At 73.9% G+C, this 18,205-nt stretch carries 22 protein-coding genes, 1 pseudogene and 1 riboswitch; of the genes and pseudogenes, 11 read left to right on the top strand and 12 right to left on the bottom strand.

The features are described 5' to 3' along the window. Positions 1 to 5 precede the first annotated feature (5 nt). A complete protein-coding gene (locus tag G5V58_RS12440; protein ID WP_165239029.1) occupies positions 6 to 731 on the bottom strand; it encodes an AAA family ATPase in 726 nt (241 codons plus the stop codon). A 29-nt stretch (positions 732 to 760) separates the two neighbouring features. On the opposite strand from G5V58_RS12440, the gene ligD reads away from it, so the two are divergent. Further along, positions 761 to 1,726 carry a non-homologous end-joining DNA ligase gene (ligD, locus tag G5V58_RS12435; protein ID WP_165233032.1) on the top strand — a complete coding sequence of 322 codons (966 nt, stop codon included), beginning with the start codon at positions 761 to 763 and terminating at the stop codon, positions 1,724 to 1,726. On the opposite strand, the gene G5V58_RS12430 is transcribed toward ligD, so the two are convergent. After that, positions 1,723 to 2,148: an SRPBCC domain-containing protein gene (locus tag G5V58_RS12430; RefSeq protein ID WP_165233029.1), complete on the bottom strand. Its 426-nt coding sequence runs from the start codon at positions 2,146 to 2,148 to the stop codon at positions 1,723 to 1,725. The genes ligD and G5V58_RS12430 overlap by 4 nt on opposite strands. Positions 2,149 to 2,197: 49 nt before the next feature. Between G5V58_RS12430 and G5V58_RS12425 the strand changes: the two genes are divergently transcribed. After that, positions 2,198 to 2,752, top strand: a complete 555-nt coding sequence (locus tag G5V58_RS12425) for a MarR family winged helix-turn-helix transcriptional regulator (protein WP_165233026.1) — start codon at positions 2,198 to 2,200, stop codon at positions 2,750 to 2,752. On the opposite strand, the gene G5V58_RS12420 is transcribed toward G5V58_RS12425, so the two are convergent. Beyond that, positions 2,746 to 3,411 (bottom strand): SDR family oxidoreductase, encoded by a 666-nt coding sequence (locus tag G5V58_RS12420; protein ID WP_165233024.1) that lies wholly within the window; start codon positions 3,409 to 3,411, stop codon positions 2,746 to 2,748. The two genes, G5V58_RS12425 and G5V58_RS12420, sit on opposite strands and share 7 nt — an antisense overlap. A gap of 22 nt (positions 3,412 to 3,433) precedes the next feature. Here G5V58_RS12420 and rpe point away from each other — a divergent pair, with 22 nt between their 5' ends. Then, positions 3,434 to 4,096 carry a ribulose-phosphate 3-epimerase gene (rpe, locus tag G5V58_RS12415; RefSeq protein WP_165233022.1) on the top strand — a complete coding sequence of 221 codons (663 nt, stop codon included), beginning with the start codon at positions 3,434 to 3,436 and terminating at the stop codon, positions 4,094 to 4,096. 24 nt (positions 4,097 to 4,120) lie between these two features. Here the strand turns inward: rpe and G5V58_RS12410 are convergent, their stop codons facing one another. Further along, complete coding sequence (locus G5V58_RS12410) at positions 4,121 to 5,011, bottom strand: EamA family transporter (RefSeq protein WP_165233020.1); 891 nt, start codon at positions 5,009 to 5,011, stop codon at positions 4,121 to 4,123. A 157-nt stretch (positions 5,012 to 5,168) separates the two neighbouring features. Next, positions 5,169 to 5,298: riboswitch (FMN riboswitch) on the top strand. 69 nt (positions 5,299 to 5,367) lie between these two features. Here G5V58_RS12410 and ribD point away from each other — a divergent pair. From ribD to G5V58_RS12370, 8 genes and pseudogenes are all read left to right on the top strand, one after another. Continuing rightward, positions 5,368 to 6,425: pseudogene (ribD, locus tag G5V58_RS12405) on the top strand (bifunctional diaminohydroxyphosphoribosylaminopyrimidine deaminase/5-amino-6-(5-phosphoribosylamino)uracil reductase RibD). Beyond that, positions 6,425 to 7,027 (top strand): riboflavin synthase, encoded by a 603-nt coding sequence (locus G5V58_RS12400; RefSeq protein WP_165233018.1) that lies wholly within the window; start codon positions 6,425 to 6,427, stop codon positions 7,025 to 7,027. The pseudogene ribD and the gene G5V58_RS12400 overlap by 1 nt, the downstream one beginning before the upstream one ends. Continuing rightward, positions 7,027 to 7,692: a nicotinamide riboside transporter PnuC gene (gene pnuC, locus G5V58_RS12395; protein ID WP_165233016.1), complete on the top strand. Its 666-nt coding sequence runs from the start codon at positions 7,027 to 7,029 to the stop codon at positions 7,690 to 7,692. Before G5V58_RS12400 ends, pnuC begins: the two co-directional genes overlap by 1 nt. Further along, positions 7,689 to 8,960: a bifunctional 3,4-dihydroxy-2-butanone-4-phosphate synthase/GTP cyclohydrolase II gene (locus G5V58_RS12390; protein WP_165233014.1), complete on the top strand. Its 1,272-nt coding sequence runs from the start codon at positions 7,689 to 7,691 to the stop codon at positions 8,958 to 8,960. The genes pnuC and G5V58_RS12390 overlap by 4 nt, the downstream gene beginning before the upstream one ends. Further along, positions 8,957 to 9,433, top strand: a complete 477-nt coding sequence (gene ribH / locus G5V58_RS12385) for a 6,7-dimethyl-8-ribityllumazine synthase (RefSeq protein ID WP_165233012.1) — start codon at positions 8,957 to 8,959, stop codon at positions 9,431 to 9,433. The genes G5V58_RS12390 and ribH overlap by 4 nt, the downstream gene beginning before the upstream one ends. A 117-nt stretch (positions 9,434 to 9,550) precedes the next feature. Next, the gene (locus G5V58_RS12380) at positions 9,551 to 9,814 is read left to right on the top strand and encodes a phosphoribosyl-ATP diphosphatase (RefSeq protein ID WP_165233009.1); all 264 of its coding nucleotides are present in this window, start codon (positions 9,551 to 9,553) and stop codon (positions 9,812 to 9,814) included. Between the two features lie 7 nt (positions 9,815 to 9,821). Further along, positions 9,822 to 10,670 (top strand): ATP phosphoribosyltransferase, encoded by an 849-nt coding sequence (gene hisG, locus G5V58_RS12375; RefSeq protein WP_165233006.1) that lies wholly within the window; start codon positions 9,822 to 9,824, stop codon positions 10,668 to 10,670. Continuing rightward, a complete protein-coding gene (locus G5V58_RS12370) occupies positions 10,654 to 11,121 on the top strand; it encodes a PH domain-containing protein (protein ID WP_165233003.1) in 468 nt (155 codons plus the stop codon). Before hisG ends, G5V58_RS12370 begins: the two co-directional genes overlap by 17 nt. Here G5V58_RS12370 and G5V58_RS12365 read toward each other — a convergent pair. The 8 genes from G5V58_RS12365 to G5V58_RS12330 are packed head-to-tail and all read right to left on the bottom strand — an operon-like array spanning position 11,118 to position 18,138. Continuing rightward, positions 11,118 to 12,008 (bottom strand): aldose 1-epimerase family protein, encoded by an 891-nt coding sequence (locus G5V58_RS12365; protein WP_165233000.1) that lies wholly within the window; start codon positions 12,006 to 12,008, stop codon positions 11,118 to 11,120. The genes G5V58_RS12370 and G5V58_RS12365 overlap by 4 nt on opposite strands. 17 nt (positions 12,009 to 12,025) lie before the next feature. Continuing rightward, complete coding sequence (locus tag G5V58_RS12360; RefSeq protein ID WP_165232998.1) at positions 12,026 to 12,607, bottom strand: uridine kinase family protein; 582 nt, start codon at positions 12,605 to 12,607, stop codon at positions 12,026 to 12,028. Beyond that, entirely contained in the window at positions 12,585 to 13,811 is a 1,227-nt protein-coding gene (locus G5V58_RS12355) for an amino acid deaminase/aldolase (protein ID WP_230487301.1), read from the bottom strand. The genes G5V58_RS12360 and G5V58_RS12355 overlap by 23 nt, the downstream gene beginning before the upstream one ends. Then, positions 13,808 to 14,239 carry a cellulose synthase gene (locus tag G5V58_RS12350; RefSeq protein ID WP_165232996.1) on the bottom strand — a complete coding sequence of 144 codons (432 nt, stop codon included), beginning with the start codon at positions 14,237 to 14,239 and terminating at the stop codon, positions 13,808 to 13,810. Before G5V58_RS12350 ends, G5V58_RS12355 begins: the two co-directional genes overlap by 4 nt. A 29-nt stretch (positions 14,240 to 14,268) precedes the next feature. Next, entirely contained in the window at positions 14,269 to 15,456 is a 1,188-nt protein-coding gene (locus G5V58_RS12345; RefSeq protein ID WP_165232994.1) for an LLM class flavin-dependent oxidoreductase, read from the bottom strand. Positions 15,457 to 15,458: 2 nt separating this feature from the next. Next, positions 15,459 to 16,508: an ABC transporter substrate-binding protein gene (locus G5V58_RS12340; RefSeq protein WP_165232993.1), complete on the bottom strand. Its 1,050-nt coding sequence runs from the start codon at positions 16,506 to 16,508 to the stop codon at positions 15,459 to 15,461. Further along, complete coding sequence (locus G5V58_RS12335) at positions 16,505 to 17,311, bottom strand: ABC transporter ATP-binding protein (RefSeq protein WP_165232991.1); 807 nt, start codon at positions 17,309 to 17,311, stop codon at positions 16,505 to 16,507. The genes G5V58_RS12340 and G5V58_RS12335 overlap by 4 nt, the downstream gene beginning before the upstream one ends. After that, on the bottom strand, positions 17,299 to 18,138 hold the full coding sequence (locus G5V58_RS12330; protein WP_165232989.1) for an ABC transporter permease: 840 nt from the start codon (positions 18,136 to 18,138) through the stop codon (positions 17,299 to 17,301). Before G5V58_RS12330 ends, G5V58_RS12335 begins: the two co-directional genes overlap by 13 nt. Positions 18,139 to 18,205: the final 67 nt, after the last annotated feature.

The raw sequence follows: 18,205 nt of genomic DNA, 5'->3' as shown, positions 1-18,205 counted from the left end.
CGGTCTCAGTCGAGCACGTGGCGCAGGTAGCGCTGCGGCGCCTCGAGGTAGGCCTTCCAGTGCCGGACCAGCTCGAGCTCGTCCCAGGTGGTGCGCCGCAGCCCCCAGTCGCCGACCTCGAGGATCGTCGCCCCCGGCATCGCGGCCAGCACGGGTGAGTGCGTGGCGCACAGGACCTGCCCGCCGGCGCTGGTCACGTCGTGCAGCACGCCGATGAGCCCGAGGGTCGAGCTGAAGGACAGCGCCGCCTCCGGCTCGTCGAGGCAGTAGAAGCCGGGGGAGGAGAACCGTGCCCGGAGGAGCTCGAGGAACGACTCACCGTGGCTCAGCTCGTGGAAGACCGGGTCCGGCCGGGCCGGATCGGGGTGCTCCTCGAGGTAGGTGTACCAGCCGTGCATGGTCTCGGCGCGCAGGAAGAAGCCCCACCGCGGCGCGCCGAGCCCGCGCTGCATCCGCAGCCACTCGGCCAGTCCCGACTCGCTCGGACGGGTCGAGTGCAGCCCCTGCCGGCTGCCGCCCTCGGGGGACAGGCCGAACATCATCGCCACCGCCTCGACGATCGTGGACTTGCCCGAGCCGTTCTCGCCCACCAGGAAGGTGACGCCGGGGTCGAGGGTGAGCCCCTCGCGCAGCAGCTGCGCGACGGCCGGCACGGTGGCCGGCCACTCGTCGTACGACGGCTGCGCGTGCGGCGACCGGTCGACACGCACCACCGGCGGCTGGTCGAACATGCTCACGCGCTCACGCTACGGTCCACGGCATGGCCGCGAAGCCCCCTGCCGTCGAGGTCGAGGTGGACGGCCGCATCGTGCGCGTGAGCAACCCCGACCGGGTGTACTTCCCGGAGAGCGGGGCGACCAAGCTGGACCTCGTCGAGTACTACCGCTCCGTGGGCCCCGGCATCGTCAACGCGCTGCGCGAGCGGCCGTGCATGCTGCACCGCTTCCCCAAGGGCCTGGCCGAGGCGAAGGTGCACCAGAAGCGGTTGCCGGCCGGCGCCCCGGACTGGGTCGAGACCGTGCAGCTCTTCTTCCCGCGCTGGGGCCGCACCGCCGACGAGCTCTGCGTGACCGAGCTCGGCGCGGTGATCTGGGCGGTGCAGATGTCGACGGTGGAGTTCCACCCCTGGAACAGCCGCCGCGCCGACACCGAGAAGCCCGACGAGTGGCGCATCGACCTCGACCCCGGCGACGACTGCGACTTCGCGTGCGCGCAGCGGGTGGCCGGCGTGGTCCACGAGGTCCTCGACGAGCTCGGCGCCGTCGGCTTCCCCAAGACCTCGGGCGGCAAGGGGCTGCACGTCTACGTGCGCATCCACCCCGACCACGGGTTCAAGGACGTGCGCCGCGCCGCCCTCGCCTTCGCCCGGGAGATCGAGCGCCGGGCGCCCGACGACGTGACGACGACCTGGTGGCGCAAGGACCGCGACCCGACCAAGCTGTTCGTGGACTACAACCAGAACGCCCGCGACCACACCATCGCCGCGGCGTACTCCGTGCGCGGCCTGCCCGACGCCCGCGTCTCCACGCCCATCACCTGGGACGAGGTGCCCGACGTCGACCCGCACGACTTCACGATCTTCACGGTGCCGCAGCGCTTCGCCGAGGTGGGCGACCTGCACGCCGACATCGACGCCCACGTCTTCGACCTGCGCCCGCTCCTGGAGTGGGCCGAGCGGGACGAGGCCGAGGGTGCGGAGACGCCCGAGGAGTCGGAGGAGTCCTAGTCCTCGACGTGCGCCCTGAGCGCGTCGAGCATGTGCTGCCAGTTCTGGCTGAACTGCTCGGCCTGCTCGGCGGAGTCGTTGCCGTCCTGGGTCAGCGCCAGCCGGGTGCCGTCGTCGGTGGCGCGCAGCGTGTAGACGAGCGTGTGGTAGCTCTCCGGCTCGTCCGGCTGGCCCATCATCGGGCTGTAGTGCGTCACCGAGAGCTCGTGGGGCTCGTCGTAGGTCAGCACCTCGCCCTTGTCCTGGTAGGTCGTGCCGTCGTGCTCGCCGTCCCACGTGATGGGGGAGCCGACCTCCCAGGTCGTGGTGACCCGCGAGCCCAGCATCCAGGCGGCGATCTGCTCGGGCTCGGTCAGCGCTGCCCACACCCGCTCCGGCTCGGCGGCGATGTCGGTCTGGGCCTCGGCCACGAAGTCGGACATGTCGCATCTCCTCCTCGGAAACTGTATGACTCTCTCATACAATCCCTCCGTGGACCGGCTGTCAAACCTCCTGGGCGCGGCCGCCCTCGGCGTCGCCGACGACGCGGAGCGGGCGGCGCGCGCGGCCGGCGGCCTGAGCGCGAGCGGTACGACGGCGTTGCTGGCCCTGGCGGAGTTCCTCGGCGGCGCGCCGGTCGGCCGGGTGGCCGACGTGCTCGGCCTGACGCACTCGGGCGCTGTGCGCCTGGTCGCGCTGCTGGAGCGCGAGGGGCTGGTCGAGCGCCGAGCGGGCACGCAGGACCGACGCCAGGTCGAGGTGCAGCTCACCGCGACCGGCCGTGAGCGGGCCGCGGCCGCCCGGGCCGCCCGCGAGGCCGTGCTGGCCGAGACCGTGGCCGGGCTCGACGAGGACGAGCGGGTGCAGCTGGAGGCGCTCCTGGGCGCCGTGGTCGAGGCGCGCGTGCGGGCCCGGGTGGCGGACCGTCGGGCCGGGGGCGAGGGCGGGGCGTGGTGGTGCCGGACCTGCGACTTCGGTGCGTGCGGCCGCCCGGAGGGGCGCTGTCCGGCCCAGCAGGCGGCCGCCGCGGCGGCACCGGCTCAGTAGGCCGCCGAGAACCCGCCGTCGGCGTGCAGCAGCTGGCCGCTGACCCAGCGCCCGCCCGGGGACACCAGGAAGGCCACGACCTCGGCGATGTCCGCCGGCGTCCCGAGCCGGCCCAGCGGTGTCCGCTCGACCACCGCCGCACGGATCTGCTCGTCCATCCACCCGGTGTCGACCGGCCCCGGGTTGAGCACGTTGGCCGAGACGCCGAGCGGCCCCAGCTCGCGCGCGGCCGCGATGACCAGCCGGTCGAGCGCGCCCTTCGACGCGCCGTACGGCAGGTTGCCGCTGGTCGCGTCGCTGGTCAGCGCGACGACCGCGCCCCCGCCCTCGGGGACCTGGCGGGCGAACGCCGCCACGAGCAGCAGTGCGGCGCGGGCATTGACCGCGACGTGCTCGTCGAAGGCCGTCGCCGTGGTGTCGAGCACACCGGTCTCCACGTCGTGCGCGTGGCTGAGCACCAGCGCGGAGACCGGGCCGTGGGTGTCGGCGACCGTCGCCAGCAGGGCCTCGGGGCCGTCGGGCGCGGCCAGGTCGCACGGCACGTCGCCGGCGTCGAGATCGGAGGTCACGACCTGCCAGCCGTCGGCGGCGAGCCGCGGCACGACGCCCGCGGCGATGCTGTCGGCGCGGCCCGCGCCGGTCACGAGGGCGATGGGCACCCGATCAGCCTAGGGTTCTCCCGTGGGCATCCAGATCACGCCGAGCATCCTCAACGCCGACTTCGCGCGGCTGGGCGAGGAGGTGGCGCGGATCGGGAGCGCGGACTGGGTGCACGTCGACGTGATGGACAACCACTTCGTGCCCAACCTGACCTTCGGGCCGACGATGGTCGAGGCCCTGAGTCGCGCGACCGACGTGCCCCTCGACGCGCACCTGATGATCGAGGACCCCGACGCGCACGCGGTGGAGTACGTCGAGGCCGGGTGCGGCTCGGTCACCTTCCACGTCGAGGCCGCGCGGGCACCGGTCCGCCTGGCCCGCGAGATCCGCGCGCACGGCGCCCGCGCCTCGATGGCGCTCAAGCCGGCCACGCCGGTCGAGCCCTACGAGGAGCTGCTCGGCGAGCTGGACATGCTGCTGCTCATGACCGTCGAGCCGGGCTTCGGCGGCCAGCAGTTCCTGGACCTGGTCCTGCCCAAGATCCGCACCGCCCGCCAGCTGGTCGAGAAGCACGGCACCGAGACCTGGCTCCAGGTCGACGGCGGCGTCAGCCTGGAGACCATCGAGCGCTGCGCCGAGGCCGGCGCGGACGTGTTCGTGGCCGGCAGCGCGGTCTACCGCGCCGACGACCCGGACGACATGGTCCGGCAGCTGCGGGCCGCCGCCGAGGGCGCGGCCGGCTGACGCCACCGCGCGCCGCAGGGCCGGCTACGCGGGCTGCGTGACCTGGGCCCGCCGCACCGTCCGGGAGCGGCGCTGGGCCACCAGCACCCCGGCGACCAGCAGCACCCCGCCGGCCAGCTCGGCCGGCCCCGGTCGCTCGCCCAGGCAGACCCAGGCGCTGACGATCCCGACCGGCGGCACCAGGAGCACCCAGGGCACGACCAGGCTGGAGGGGTAGCGGGCCAGCAGCGAGTTCCACACGCCGTAGCCGAGGAGGCTGGCCAGCGCTGCGGTGTAGAGCGTGGAGACCACGGCCTTCCAGCCGAAGGCCGCCAGCCCGTCGCCCACGCCGGAGGGGCCGTCGACGAGCAGGGCGAGCAGCAGCATCGGCACGGGTACGACCAGCGCGGACCAGATCGTCAGCCCGAGGCCGCCCGGCACCTTGAGCGCCCGGACCACCACGTTGCCCACCGCCCAGGAGCACGCCGCGCCCAGGCAGAGCAGCAGCGCGGCCAGCGGCACGTGGCCGTCGCGGCCGAGGCCGACCACGACCAGTCCCACCGAGCCGAGCACCACGCCCGCGGTCTGCGGCCCGGTCGGGCGCTCGCGCAGCACGGCGGCCGCCGCCACGATGGTGAGCACGACCTGGGACTGCAGGACCAGCGACGCGAGGCCGGCCGGCATCCCGGCGTCGATGGAGACGTAGAGGAACGCGAACTGCCCGAGGCTGAGGAACGTCCCGACCACGGCGACCTTCCAGAACGGCACCTGCGGTCGCGGGACGAGGAACAGCACCCCGGGCAAGGCGACGAGCACGAACCGGACCGCCACGAACAGCAGCGGCGGCACGCCGGCCATGCCCCACTCGATGACCACGAAGTTGAAGCCCCACACGCAGGCCGTCAGCACGGCGAGGGCGGTGTGGCGCGGCGTCACCGGACCAGCCTCGCCGACCCGGCGCGCGGGCACGACCACCGACCCTGCCCCTGGACGTCGAGATCCGGTCAGAGGTCCGGCACCGGTCCTGTGGGCGGGATCACGCGCGCCCGCGCGCTGGCCCTGTGGCAAACTGGCCAGGACGAGTAGAGATTGCTCGCGTGCACTGGGGGCGGTGGAATTCCGCACCGGCGGTAACAGTCCGCGACCCGGCCACAGCCAGTAGCCGGTTGACCAGGTGGAACTCCTGGACCGACGGTCAGAGTCCGGATGGGAAGCGCACGCAGGCGACGACCACGCGAGCCGTGTGCCGTCGTCGCTCCCCAGGGTCGTGAGCGCACCGACCGGAGAGCGACATGAGCACCAGCCCAGCCGAGACCGCCGCGATGACGCGCGCGCTCGCGCTGGCCGCGTCGCCCGGCGTACCGCTCGGACCCAACCCGCGGGTGGGCTGCGTCCTGCTCGACGACTCCGGCGCGACGGTCGCGGAGGGCTTCCACCGCGGCGCCGGTACGCCGCACGCCGAGGCCGACGCGCTGGCCCGCGCCGGCGGCCGGGCCCGGGGGCGACCGCCGTGGTCACCCTCGAGCCCTGCGCCCACACCGGGCGGACCGGGCCGTGCGCGGTGGCGCTGCGCGAGGCGGGCGTGCGCCGCGTGGTCTTCGCGCAGTCCGACCCCAACCCGGTGGCCGCGGGCGGCGCCGCGCTGCTGCGCGAGGCGGGCGTCGAGGTGGAGTCGGGACTGCTGGTCGACGAGGCGCGGGCGCTCAACCTGGTCTGGACCTTCGCGGTCGAGCACGGCCGGCCCTTCGTGACCTGGAAGTTCGCCACCACCCTCGACGGCCGCAGCGCGGCGGCCGACGGCACCAGCCGCTGGGTCTCCTCGCGGGCGGCGCGGCTGGACACCCACCGGCTGCGCGCCCTGTGCGACGTGATGATGGTGGGCGCCGGCACCGTCGCGGTGGACGACCCGCAGCTGAGCGTCCGCGACGCCGACGACCGCCCCCTGCCGCGCGAGCGGCAGCCGCTGCGGGTGGTGGTGGGGGAGCGCGACCTGCCCCCGACCAGGCGGGTCTTCGACGACCAGGCCGAGACCGTGCAGCTGCGCACCCACGACCCCCGCACCGTCCTGGACGCGCTGTCCGCCCAGGACCGGCAGCACGTGTTCCTCGAGGGCGGGCCGACCCTCGCCGCGGCGTTCCTCCGGGCCGGGCTGGTCGACGAGATCGTCACCTACGTCGCACCGGTCCTGCTCGGCGCCGGGCTGCCCGCCGTCGGGGACCTCGGAATCACCACCATCGCCGACGCGTTGCGCCCCGTGGTCACCGACGTGACCGTGCTGGACGGCCTGGACGGCGAGCCGCCCAACGTGCGTCTGACCATGACCCCCCAGCCACCGCAGGAGACCCACTGATGTTCACCGGGATCGTCGAGGAGCTCGGCACCGTCGCCGGCGTCGAGGACCAGGGCGATGCGATCCGCCTGTCCATCCACGCCCAGCACGTCCTGAGCGACGTCGGGCTGGGCGACTCGATCGCCGTCAACGGCTGCTGCCTGACCGTGGCCGAGCGCGACGGTGACACCTGGACCGCCGACGTCATGCAGGAGACCCTGGACAAGACCTCGCTCGCCGGCGTCCAGCCCGGTGACCGGGTCAACCTCGAGCGCGCGGTCACCCCGACCACCCGCCTCGGCGGCCACATCGTCCAGGGCCACGTGGACGCCGTGGGCACCGTCGTGGGCCGCACGCCCAGCGAGCACTGGGAGGTGGTCGAGGTCTCGCTGCCCGCGGGTCTGGACCGCTACCTGGTGGACAAGGGCTCGATCACCGTCGACGGCGTCAGCCTGACCGTGGTCGAGGCCAAGGGCGGCTCGTTCACCGTCAGCCTCATCCCCGAGACCCTGGCCCGCACCACGCTGGGCAGCCGCCAGCCGGGCGACCGGGTCAACCTCGAGGTCGACGTCCTGGCCAAGCACGTGGAGAAGCTGCTGGCCTCCCGAGAGGAGAACGCCTGATGCTGCACTGGCTCCTGGACGGCTCCGTCCCCGTCCCCGGCGGCGAACTGCGGGCCAACGAGGTGGTCGGCAACCTGTTCGGCCTGGCCTCGGCCATCTTCGGCATGCGCCGGCTGATGTGGGCCTGGCCGGTCGGCATGGTCGGCAACGTGCTGCTCTTCACCGTCTTCGTCGGCGCGGCCGACGAGCCGCTGTGGGGCCAGGCCGGCCGGCAGATCATGTTCTTCCTGGCCTCGGCCTACGGCTTCTGGCGCTGGCACCGCATCGGCGACGCCCCCGACGGCGGCGCGGTCAGCCCGCGGTGGGCGACCTGGCGCGAGCGCGGGCTGCTGGTCGCCTCCGCCGCGGTCCTGTACGCCGCGGCGTGGGTCGTGCTGCTCCGGATCGGCTCCTACAGCCCACCGACCGAGGCCTGGATCCTGGCCGGCTCGCTGCTGGCCACGGTCGGCATGGCCCGCGGCTGGGTGGAGTTCTGGCTGGTCTGGGTGGCCGTCGACGCGGTCGGCGTGACCACGCTGGTGCACGCCGGCTACTACCCCACGGCGTTCATGTACCTCTTCTACGCCTGCTTCGTGCTGTGGGGCTTCGTCACCTGGACCCGGATCGCCCGGCAGCCGGCCATCGCGGCCCAGGCCGCCCGTGAGCAGGAAGGAGCGGTGGCATGACCCAGTCCCCGTCCCAGCCCCAGCCCCAGCACGGGGGCGTCCGCCTGGACACCGTGGAGCGCGCGATCGCCGACATCGCGGCCGGCAAGGCGGTCGTGGTCGTCGACGACGAGGGCCGCGAGAACGAGGGCGACCTCATCTTCGCGGCCAGCAAGGCCACCCCGGAGCTGATGGCCTTCACCATCCGCCACTCCAGCGGCGTGATCTGCTGCCCGATGCCCGGCGCCATGCTCGACCGGCTCGAGATCCCGCTCATGACGCCGCACAACAAGGACCGGATGCGCACGGCGTACACCATCTCCGTCGACGCCCGCGACGGCGTGACGACCGGCATCTCCGCGGCCGACCGCGCCCACACCGTCAAGGTCCTGGCCGACTCCGCCACCGAGTCGTGGGAGATCACCCGACCCGGTCACGTCTTCCCGCTGCGCTACCGCGAGGGCGGCGTGCTGGCCCGCCGCGGCCACACCGAGGCCGCCGTCGACCTGGCCCGGCTGGCCGGGCTGACCCCGGCCGGCGTACTCGTCGAGGTGGTCAACGACGACGGGACCATGAAGCGGGCCCCCGAGCTGCGCGCGTTCGCCGACGAGCACGGCCTGGCCATGATCTCGATCGAGGACCTGGTCCGCTGGCGGCGCCGCAACGAGGTCCTGGTGAAGCGCGTGGCCGAGACCCGGCTGCCGACCCGGCACGGCGACTTCACGGCCTACGGCTACCGGATCACCGTCGACGACTCCGAGCACGTCGCGCTGGTCTACGGCGACGTGAGCGGCCCGGAGCCGGTCCTCACCCGGGTGCACTCCGAGTGCCTGACCGGCGACGTCTTCGGCTCCTCGCGCTGCGACTGCGGCCCGCAGCTGGACGAGGCGATGGACCGGATCGTGGCCGAGGGCCGCGGCGTCGTGGTCTACCTGCGGGGGCACGAGGGCCGGGGGATCGGCCTGGTCGCGAAGCTGCAGGCCTACCAGCTCCAGGACGGCGGCCGCGACACCGTGGACGCCAACCTCGACCTCGGCCTGCCCGCCGACGCCCGCCACTACGGGGCGGCCACCCAGGTCCTCAAGGACCTCGGGGTCACCAGCGTCCGCCTGCTCACCAACAACCCCGACAAGGTCACCAACCTCGAAGAGTACGGCGTCACCGTGGCCGAGCGCGTCCCCCTGACCCCGCACCCCAACGACCACAACCTGGCCTACCTGCTGACCAAGCGCGACCGGATGGGTCACGTGCTCCCCGGTCTCGAGGCCCTCGAAGGGGTCCACCAGTGAGCGGCGAGGGCGCGGCCGCCGTCGAGCCGTTCGACGCCTCGGGCCTGCGGGTCGCGGTGGTGGCCGCCTCCTGGCACACCGTGGTCATGGACGGGCTCCTGGCCGGCTCCGCGCGCGCCTGCGCCGAGCACTCCGTCGAGGCCGAGGTGGTCCGGGTGCCCGGCACCTTCGAGCTGCCCGTGGTCGCCTCCGCGCTGGCCCAGCAGGGCTACGACGCGGTGGTCGCGCTCGGCGTGGTCATCCGCGGCGGGACCCCGCACTTCGAGTACGTCTGCTCGGCCGCCACCGACGGGCTCACCCGGGTCGCCCTCGACCACACCGTGGCCGTCGGCTTCGGCGTGCTCACCTGCGACACCGAGCAGCAGGCGCTGGACCGGGCCGGGCTGGAGGGCTCGGCCGAGGACAAGGGGCACGAGGCCACCGCCGCCGCGCTGGCCACGGCCCGCACGATCCGCGCCGTCGGCGGGCGCTGACCCACTCCTCGCGCAGCAGCACGTAGCCGTACCCGTCCAGCCGCTCGGCGCACACCGGCCGGCTCAGGTCGGACAGGGCCACGGACCCGCGACCACCACGAACTAGGCTGGCCCGTCGTGAAGACGTTCGAGGACCTGTGGAGCGAGCTCTCCGAGAAGGCCCGGACCCGTCCCGACGGCTCGGGCACCGTGCGGCAGCTCGACGCCGGGGTGCACGCGATCGGCAAGAAGCTGGTCGAGGAGGCCGCGGAGTCCTGGATGGCCGCCGAGCACGAGGGCAAGGAGCGGGCGGCCGAGGAGCTGAGCCAGCTGCTCTACCACGCGCAGGTGCTCATGCTGGCCACGGGCCTCGAGCTCGACGACGTCTACGCCCACCTCTGAGGACGCCGTGAGCCTCCTGCGCATCGCCGTCCCCAACAAGGGGTCCCTGTCCCAGTCCGCGTCCGAGATCCTGCGCGAGTCCGGCTACCGCCAGCGCGACGACGCCAAGCAGCTGGCGCTGACCGACACCGAGAACGGCGTCGAGTTCTTCTACCTGCGCCCCCGCGACATCGCGCTGTACGTCGGCGAGGGCACCCTCGACGTCGGCATCACCGGGCGCGACCTGCTGCTCGACTCCGGCGCCAAGGCCGACGAGGTGCTGAGCCTCGGCTTCGGCCGCAGCCGGTTCCGCTTCGCCGGCCCGGTGGGGCGGTTCGGCGCGCTCGAGGAGCTGGCCGGCACCCGCATCGCCACGTCGTACGTCGGGGTGGTGCGCGCGTTCCTGGAGGAGCGCGGGATCGCCGCCGAGGTGGTCCGGCTCGACGGCGCGGTGGAGACCAGCATCCAGCTCGGCGTGGCCGACGTCGTCGCCGACGTGGTGGAGACCGGCAGCACCCTGCGTGCGGCCGGGCTCGAGGTCTTCGGCGAGACGATCCTGGAGTCCGAGGCGGTCCTGGTGACGCGCGGTGGCGCCGTGCCGGACGGCTTCGAGGTCTTCCGTCGCCGCGTCGAGGGCGTCCTGGTGGCCCGGACCTACGTGATGATGGACTACGACATCGAGCAGGCCCACGTCTCACGCGCGGTCGAGATCACCCCCGGCATCGAGGGCCCGACCATCGCCCCGCTGCACCGCGAGGGCTGGGTCGCGGTGCGCGCCATGGTCCCGCGCGACGGCGCCCAGCGGCTGATGGACGAGCTCTACGAGCTCGGCGCCCGCGGCATCCTGCTCACCGACATCCATGCCTGCCGGCTCTGAGGGGGCCGGGCTCACCGTGCCGCCCCTGCCGCGCACCTGGCGCCCGCTCGGTCCCCGCGTCGTCGGGGTGATGGTGACCATCGCCCTCATCGTCGTGGTCGCGGTCGGCTGGTTGAGCTTCGACGACGAGACCCGCGGCAAGTTCACGGCGTTCCAGATCGGCACGCTGATCTTCTTCGGGCTGCTCTACCTCGCGCTGATGTACGGCATCACCCGCTCCCGCGCGGTGGCCTACGACGACCGGCTGGTCGTGGTCAACGGCTACCGCCGCCACGAGTACGCCTGGCCCCAGATCGTCGCCGCCCGCCTGCCACCGGGGGCCCCGTGGGTGACCCTGGACCTGGCCGACGGGGAGACCGCCGCCGTCCTCGGCATCCAGGGCTCCGACGGCCAGCGCGCCCGCACCGCCGTGCGCGAGCTCAAGGCACTCGTCGCCGCCGCCTCGGCCTAGAGCCGGCGGATCCCCCAGGCGGCCTCGAAGGCCTCCCCGGGCTCGAGCACGCGCAGGCCCTCCCCGGAGTTGAAGGCGTCGGCCGGCGCGGTCATCGGCTCGAGGGCCACCGAGCGGCGCCGGGTGCCCTCGGCGTTGTCGTCGCCGGTGTAGACCATGACCCAGCCCCACGCCTCGTCGGCCCACAGCTCGACCGCCGCCTCGGGGCCGCGCAGCACGGCCGAGCCGCCCCACCCGCCGAAGGCGTGGTCGAGGACCAGGTCGCCGATGACCCGGCCGTCGGCGAAGTCGTACGCCGTCCCGGCCACCGGCTCGGTGCCGGTCGGCAGCTTGCGCTCCGGGTCGGCGAGCACGCGCGTGCCGGCCGTCAGCGTGAGCGACCACGCGTCGCACGGTCCCGCGCCCGCGGTGAGGTAGGGGTGGTGGCCCGCCGCGAACGGCGCGGGGGAGCCGGACTGGTTGAGCGCCCGGGTCGTCACGGTGAGCCCGTCCGGCCCCACGGCGTACCGCACCGAGACGTCGAGGGTCCACGGGTAGCCGCTCTGCGCCGGCACCCGGTAGCCCAGCCTCACCGCGTCGTCGGCCTGCTCCAGGACCGCGAACGACGCCCACCGCACCAGGCCGTGCGAGGCGTTGTGCCGCGCGGGCTCGGTGAGCGGCAGCTGCAGGTCGCGGCCGGCGAAGGAGTACTGCCCGTCGCGGATCCGGTTCGGCCACGGCGCGAGCACCTGACCGCGGCCGCCGGCCGACATCTCGTCCGCACCGAAGCCGTCGACCAGGTCGCGGCCCTCGTGGGTCAGCGAGCGCAGCGCCGCGCCGCTCTGGGTGACCACCGCCCGGTAGTCGCCGGAGGAGATCTCGTGCTGCTCGCCGCTGGGTGCCACCACCCGGGCCACGCTACGGCTCAGCGCACCACCGGCGGGCGGGACCCGGTGCCGTCCACCAGCACGTCGGCCCGCACGCGCGTGCGGTCGCGGGCGGCCAGCGCCCGCTCGTCGACCATGAACGTCTCCCAGGGCGCCCGCATCCGCTCGCCGTCGCGGGCCATCCCGCGCGCCAGCCGCAGCGCGTCGTCCACCTCGACCCAGACCAGGACGGTCACGTGCGCGGCGATGGCGGGCGCCCCGGAGCCGACGCCCTCGACCACCAGCCACGGCCCGGGAGGTACGTCGACCCGGCGCGCGGCGTACCGGTCGTGCAGCCAGTCGTAGCGCCGGTGGGAGCCGGGTCGGCCCGCGTCCAGGTCGGCGACCAGGGCGCCGAGCTCGCGGCCCACGGCGTCCAGGCCGCGCCAGCCCTCCATGAGGTCGTCGGTGTGGACCAGCGGTGCGCCGGTGGCGGCGGCCAGCTCGCGGCCCAGCGTGGTCTTGCCGGAGCCGGCCGGGCCGTCGACGCAGACCAGCCGGCCGGCGCCGAGCGTCGGCGGGCGGGAGGCGGCGAGCTCGAGGACCAGACCGGCGACGTCAGAAGGCGAGGCCGTGGCCACGGTAGCTGCGGACCTCCTCGACGAACCGCGGCCCGGACAGCAGCTGCACCGTGCTCACGTGCTCGAACGGCTCGCCGGACTTGGCGTGCCGGAACCACACCAGGTCGCCTACCGCGAGCAGCCCGGCCGGGTGACCGGTGAGCGGCGTCTGCACCTCGCCGGCGCCCTCGAGCCCGGTCAGGTGCAGCCCGGCCGGCGCCCAGGGGGTGGGCGCGCGGTCCTTGCCCGACGGGCCGGAGGCGATGAGCCCGCCGCCGTGGACCGTCGCCACCTCGGGCGAGGGGCGCCGGGTCACCGGCAGGCCGTAGAACGCCGCCGGGCGCGGGTCGAAAGAGCGGTAGTGGTCGAACAGGGTCGGGGCCAGGAGACCGGAGCCGGCGGCGACCTCGGTGACCACGTCGTCGGCCACGGTGGCCTCGACCGAGCCCGATCCGCCGGCGTTCCAGAACTCCAGCTCGGCTCCGGTCGCGGCCAGCGCGTCGCGGATCTCGCGGCGGCGCACCTCGAGCTGGGTCAGGGACAGCGCCTTGATCCGCCGGACCACCGCCGACTTGGCCCGCTGGGTCGGCACCGCGTCCTGGACGCCGGCCACCTGGCCCTCGTAGGTCATCGCGCCGACCAGCCGGAAGCCGTGCCGGCGCCGGATCGCCTCGGCCAGGCCGACCACGTCCGCGGCATCGTGGAGCGGGGAGCGCTTGGGGCCGACGTGCTGCCCGCCCATCCGCAGCCCGGCGTCGACGTCGATGGCCACGCGCACCGGCACGGCGTGCGAGGCGCGCACCGAGTCGACCACGTCGAGGTGCGCCACGTCGTCGACCATGAGCGTGATCCGCCCGGCCGCGGCGGGGGAGGCGACGAGCCGGGCCAGCGCCCCGCGGTCGACGGTCGGGTAGGCCACCACGACGTCGTCGCTGACGCCCTGCTCCTCCAGCCAGAGCGCCTCGGCCAGCGTGTAGGCCAGGATCCCGTGGAAGCCCGGCCGCTCCAGCACGCGCCGCAGCAGGGCCGGCACCCGCACCGACTTGGAGGCGACCCGGATCGGCGTACCGCCCGCGCGGCGGACCAGGTCGTCGGCGTTGGCGTCGAAGGCGTCGAGGTCGACGACCATGAGCGGCGTCGGCAGCGGCTCGCCGTGCGCCCGCACGGCGTCGCTGAGCCGCGTCCAGAGCCGGTTGCGCTCGACGCTGGAGTCGTGGGAGGTCACGAGATGCCGCGCTTGCGCAGCAGTGCCTCGATCTCGGCCATCTCAGGGTCGACCGCCGGTGCGGCCTTCTGGCCCCGCGCCTTCGGGAGCTCGCGCCGCTGGTCCGCAGCACGGGCGGGTGCGCCACCGACCCCGCGGTCGGTCAGGAAGCCGGAGACGACCCAGCACACCACCGCGAGCCCGGCCAGCACGATCCCGAGCCACGCGGCCGGGCTGAAGGCGAAGTCGCCGACCCAGTGCGCCACCGACGACCCGATGTCGCCGACCAGCTCGAGGGTGTCGGTGAGCCACAGCGCCGGCGGCAGCAGGGTCAGCCCCGCACCGCGCAGCCCGGCGGCCAGGCCGCGTCGCCGGAAGGCGAACCAGGTGTAGATCCCGGCGACGAGCGTCAGCGCCGCCGCCAGTGCGCCCCAGCTCACGTCGTCCATGCCGTCAGCCTAGTGAGGACGAGGTCGGCTCAGGCCGAGACCGCCACCCGGTGCGGTGCCGGCGCAGACTCGTCGGCCAGCAGGCCACGGGCGCGCAGGCGGGGCACGACGCCCTCGCCGAACCACCAGGCCTCCTCGACGTGCGGGTAGCCGGAGAGGATGAACTCGTCGATGCCGAGGGCGTGGTACTCCGCGATCTTCTCGGCCACCTCGTCGTGGCTGCCGACCAGCGAGGTGCCCGCGCCGCCGCGGACCAGGCCGACACCGGACCACAGCCCGGGGGAGACCTCGAGGTCGTGGGCGTCGGCGTAGGAGGTGCGGCCCTCGTGCAGCGCGAGCATCCGGGCCTGTCCGGTCGACTCGCTGCTGCGCAGCTGCTCCTGGGCGGCCGCGACCTTCGCCGGGTCCAGCCCGTCGAGCAGCCACTGCGCGTGCCGCCACGCCTCCTCGCTGGTGTCGCGGGAGATCGTGTGCACCCGCAGCCCGAAGCGCAGCGTGCGCCCGCGCTCGGCGGCCAGGCCGCGCACCCAGTCGAGCTTCTCGGCCACCAACTCCGGCGGCTCGCCCCAGGTCAGGTAGACGTCCGCGTGCTCGGCCGCGACGGGACCGGCCGGCCCCGATGAGCCGCCGAAGTAGATCGCCGGCTGGGGCGAGACCCCGCCCTTGACCAGCGCGCCCCGGACGTCGAAGAACCGGCCGCGGAAATCGTACGGCGGCTGCTCCCACGTGCCGCGCACGACACGGAGGAACTCCTCGGTCCGCGCGTACCGCTCCTCCTTGGGCTCGTGGTCGCCGAAGCGCGCCTGCTCCTCCGGGCTGCCGCCGGTGACCACGTTGAGCATCAGCCGGCCCCCCGAGATCCGCTGGTACGCCGCGGCCATCTGCGCCGCGAGCACCGGGTTGATGACCCCGGGGCGGAAGGCGACCAGGAACTTCAGGCGCTCGGTCTCGCGCAGCAGCGCCGCCGTGACCAGCCACGCGTCCTCGCAGAACGTGCCGGTCGGCGTGAGCACCCCCTCGAAGCCGAGCTGCTCGGCGGTCCGGGCGACCTCGGCCAGGTAGTCGATGGTCGGCGCGCGGAACCCGGCGGTGTCCGAGCCGAGCACGCCGTCGGCCACGCCGCCCGCCGCGGTCCGCCCGGGCGACCCCTGGCCGGCACCGACCAGGGAGCGCGAGTCGCCGGAGGTGGGCAGGAACCAGTGCAGCGTGGCCGCCACGCTCAGCCCTTCGCCGCGGTCACGGTCGTCGTGACGTCGTCGAACTCGTCGGTGAAGAAGTCCTCGAGGTCGACCTTCTCCGGGATCAGCCCGTTGTCGTAGAACGCGTCGGCCATCTCCTGCTCGGAGGAGACCACGTCGTCGTCCACGGGCAGGATCGTGACCGGCCGCTTGACCGAGGCCGCCTGGGTGATGGCGGCGTCCAGACCGGTGCCGGTCGACCAGACCTGGGCCCAGTCGTCCGGGTGCTCGGAGGCCCAGAGCTGGGCCTGGGTGATGCGCCCGAGGTAGTCGGAGAGCGCGGCCTTGGTGGCCGGGTCCTCGATCGCGTCGTCGGAGGCGACCTGGAAGCCGTAGCCGTTGACCACGCCGTCACCGGTGGCGATCACCTTGCCGCCCTCGGCGACCTCGGCCTGGGAGGTGTAGGGCTCCCAGATGGCCCACGCGTCGACCGCACCGGTGGTGAACGCGGCCAGCGCGTCCGCGGGCTGGAGGTTCTGCACCGAGATGTCGGAGTACTTCACGCCGGCCTTCTGCAGCTGGGCCAGCAGGTTGTAGTTGGCCGAGCTGCCCTGGGCCACCGCGACCTTCTTGCCCTCGAGCTGGGAGACGTCGGTGATGGGCGAGTCCTTCGGCACGACGATGGCATCGCCCTCGCCGGTGTAGGTCATCGCCTGGACGACCTTGAACTCGCTGCCCGAGGCCGCGGCGAAGATCGGCGGGGTGTTGCCGACCTGGCCCACGTGGATGGCGTTCGCGCCCAGCGCCTCGAGCATCGGCGGGCCGGAGGTGAACTCCTTCCACTCGATCTTGTACGGCGTGTCCTCGAGCCCGGCGGCGGTGAGGATGTCCTTCGCGCTGGTGCCCTTCTGGTCGCCCACGATGAGGGTCACCTGCGACAGGTCGACCTTGCCGTTGTCGCCGACGGCGTCCTCGTTGCCGGTGCCCCCGTCGTCGCCGCAACCGGCGAGGGCGACGGAGAGCGCCAGGAGGGCGGCGGGGACGGCGGCCAGACGGCGGCGGGAGAGCTTCGCCTGGGGGAGGTTGGTCATGCGGCACCTTCTTCGGAGAGCGACGTGCGGTTCGGGTTGGGCGGGGTGGGCTTGACGCCGAGCGCCTTGAGGATCTCGGCGCGGGTGCCGGCGATCTCCGGCTTGGACGGCGCGCGGTCCGAGCGCGGGGAGGTGATCTCCCAGGTGCGCGCGACCTTGCCCTCGTCCATCACCACGAGCCGGTCGGCGAGGGCCAGGGCCTCGTCGACGTCGTGGGTGACGATGAGCACGGCCATGTGGTGGTGGCGCCACAGCTCGATCACCAGCTGGTGCATCTCGATGCGGGTCAGCGCGTCGAGGGCGCTGAAGGGCTCGTCGAGCAGCAGCAGGGCCGGGTTGCTGACCAGGGCCCGGGCCAGCGAGACGCGCTGGGCCTGACCGCCGGAGAGCTGGAGCGGCCAGGCGTGCTGCTTGTCGCTCAGCCCCACCTCGGCGAGGGTCTGCTCGGCCCGCGCGTACCGCTCCTTGCGCTCGGGGGTGTTGAGCAGCGCCAGGGCGACGTTCTCGCGCACGTCGCGCCACGGCAGCAGCCGCGGCTCCTGGAACGCCACGCCGGTGCGGCCGCTGATCTCGACCTCGCCGGCCGGGACCGGGTCGAGGCGGGCCAGGCTGCGCAGGAGCGTGGACTTGCCGCAGCCGGAGCGGCCGAGCAGGGCCACGAACTCGCCGGGCCGGATGTCCAGGTCGATGCCGCGCAGCACCTGGTTGCGCCCGAACGCGCGGTGGTGCCCGCGCACCCGCACGACGACGTCGGCCTGATCACCGGTCGGGGCCGGGACGGGGTCGGACCTCAGGAACGCCATGCCAGCGCCCTCCCCTCGACGAAGCGGACGACGCCGTCGGTCGCCAGCCCGAGGAGGGCGTAGACGGCCAGGCCGACGACGATGATGTCGGTCTGCAGGAACTCGCGGGCGTCGTTGATCATGTGGCCGAGCCCGGCGCCGGCCGAGATGGTCTCGGCCACGATGAGCGAGAGCCAGGCGATGCCCAGGCTCTGCCGCAGCCCGGTGAGGGTCTGGGGGAGCGCGCCGGGGATCACCACGTGGCGCAGTCGCTGACCCCAGGACAGGTGCATGGACCGGGCGGCCTCCATCACCTTGCGGTCGATGCCCCGGATGCCCGCGAAGGTGTTGAGGTAGAGCGGGAAGGCCACGCCCATCGCGATGAGGGTGATCTTGGGCTGCTCGCCGATCCCGAACCACAAGATGAACAGCGGGATCAGTCCGAAGTGCGGGAGCGTGCGCAGCATCTGCAGCGGCGGGTCGATGGCGTCCTCGCCGATGCGCCACAGGCCGGCGACGACGGCCAGGGCCATGCCGATGACGCCGCCGATGACGAAGCCGAGGGCTACGCGGCGCAGCGAGACCAGCGTGGCCTCCTGCAGGGTGCCGTCCTTGATGAGGTCGAGGGCGGTCTGGGCGATGTGGACCGGGGACTCCAGCGTCCGGGGGTCGAGCACACCGGCACTGCTGAGCGCCTGCCAGACCACCAGGAGGGCGATCGGCGAGACGCTGCGGCGCAGGAAGCTCCACGGGGAGCGGCGGGTCCGCTCCCGGTTCCGGCCACCGGCACCCACGGGCGGGGTCTGGAGCGGCGTGGAGAACGCCGCCGCGACGGGTGTCGTGGTCATGGGACCCATGTCTACGCGAACTAAACGTGCTAAATCAACTGAGACACTCGACAATAGGACGGTGATC

Origin of the sequence: Nocardioides anomalus (assembly GCF_011046535.1) — a bacterium.
Taxonomy (GTDB): Bacteria; Actinomycetota; Actinomycetes; order Propionibacteriales; family Nocardioidaceae; genus Nocardioides; species Nocardioides anomalus.
The sequence above is the reverse complement of the archived record's forward strand: the minus strand, read 5'-3'. Positions and strand labels throughout refer to the sequence as shown.

Bases quoted from the DNA above. Each gene is read 5' to 3' on its own strand.
- pnuC (WP_165233016.1), top strand. From the start codon at position 7,027: ATGCTGCACTGGCTCCTGGACGGCTCCGTCCCCGTCCCCGGCGGCGAA.
- G5V58_RS12340 (WP_165232993.1), bottom strand. From the start codon at position 16,508: ATGACCAACCTCCCCCAGGCGAAGCTCTCCCGCCGCCGTCTGGCCGCC.
- ligD (WP_165233032.1), top strand. From the start codon at position 761: ATGGCCGCGAAGCCCCCTGCCGTCGAGGTCGAGGTGGACGGCCGCATC.
- G5V58_RS12430 (WP_165233029.1), bottom strand. From the start codon at position 2,148: ATGTCCGACTTCGTGGCCGAGGCCCAGACCGACATCGCCGCCGAGCCG.
- G5V58_RS12440 (WP_165239029.1), bottom strand. From the start codon at position 731: ATGTTCGACCAGCCGCCGGTGGTGCGTGTCGACCGGTCGCCGCACGCG.
- G5V58_RS12335 (WP_165232991.1), bottom strand. From the start codon at position 17,311: ATGGCGTTCCTGAGGTCCGACCCCGTCCCGGCCCCGACCGGTGATCAG.
- G5V58_RS12350 (WP_165232996.1), bottom strand. From the start codon at position 14,239: ATGGACGACGTGAGCTGGGGCGCACTGGCGGCGGCGCTGACGCTCGTC.
- G5V58_RS12370 (WP_165233003.1), top strand. From the start codon at position 10,654: ATGCCTGCCGGCTCTGAGGGGGCCGGGCTCACCGTGCCGCCCCTGCCG.
- G5V58_RS12330 (WP_165232989.1), bottom strand. From the start codon at position 18,138: ATGACCACGACACCCGTCGCGGCGGCGTTCTCCACGCCGCTCCAGACC.
- G5V58_RS12400 (WP_165233018.1), top strand. From the start codon at position 6,425: ATGTTCACCGGGATCGTCGAGGAGCTCGGCACCGTCGCCGGCGTCGAG.
- G5V58_RS12390 (WP_165233014.1), top strand. From the start codon at position 7,689: ATGACCCAGTCCCCGTCCCAGCCCCAGCCCCAGCACGGGGGCGTCCGC.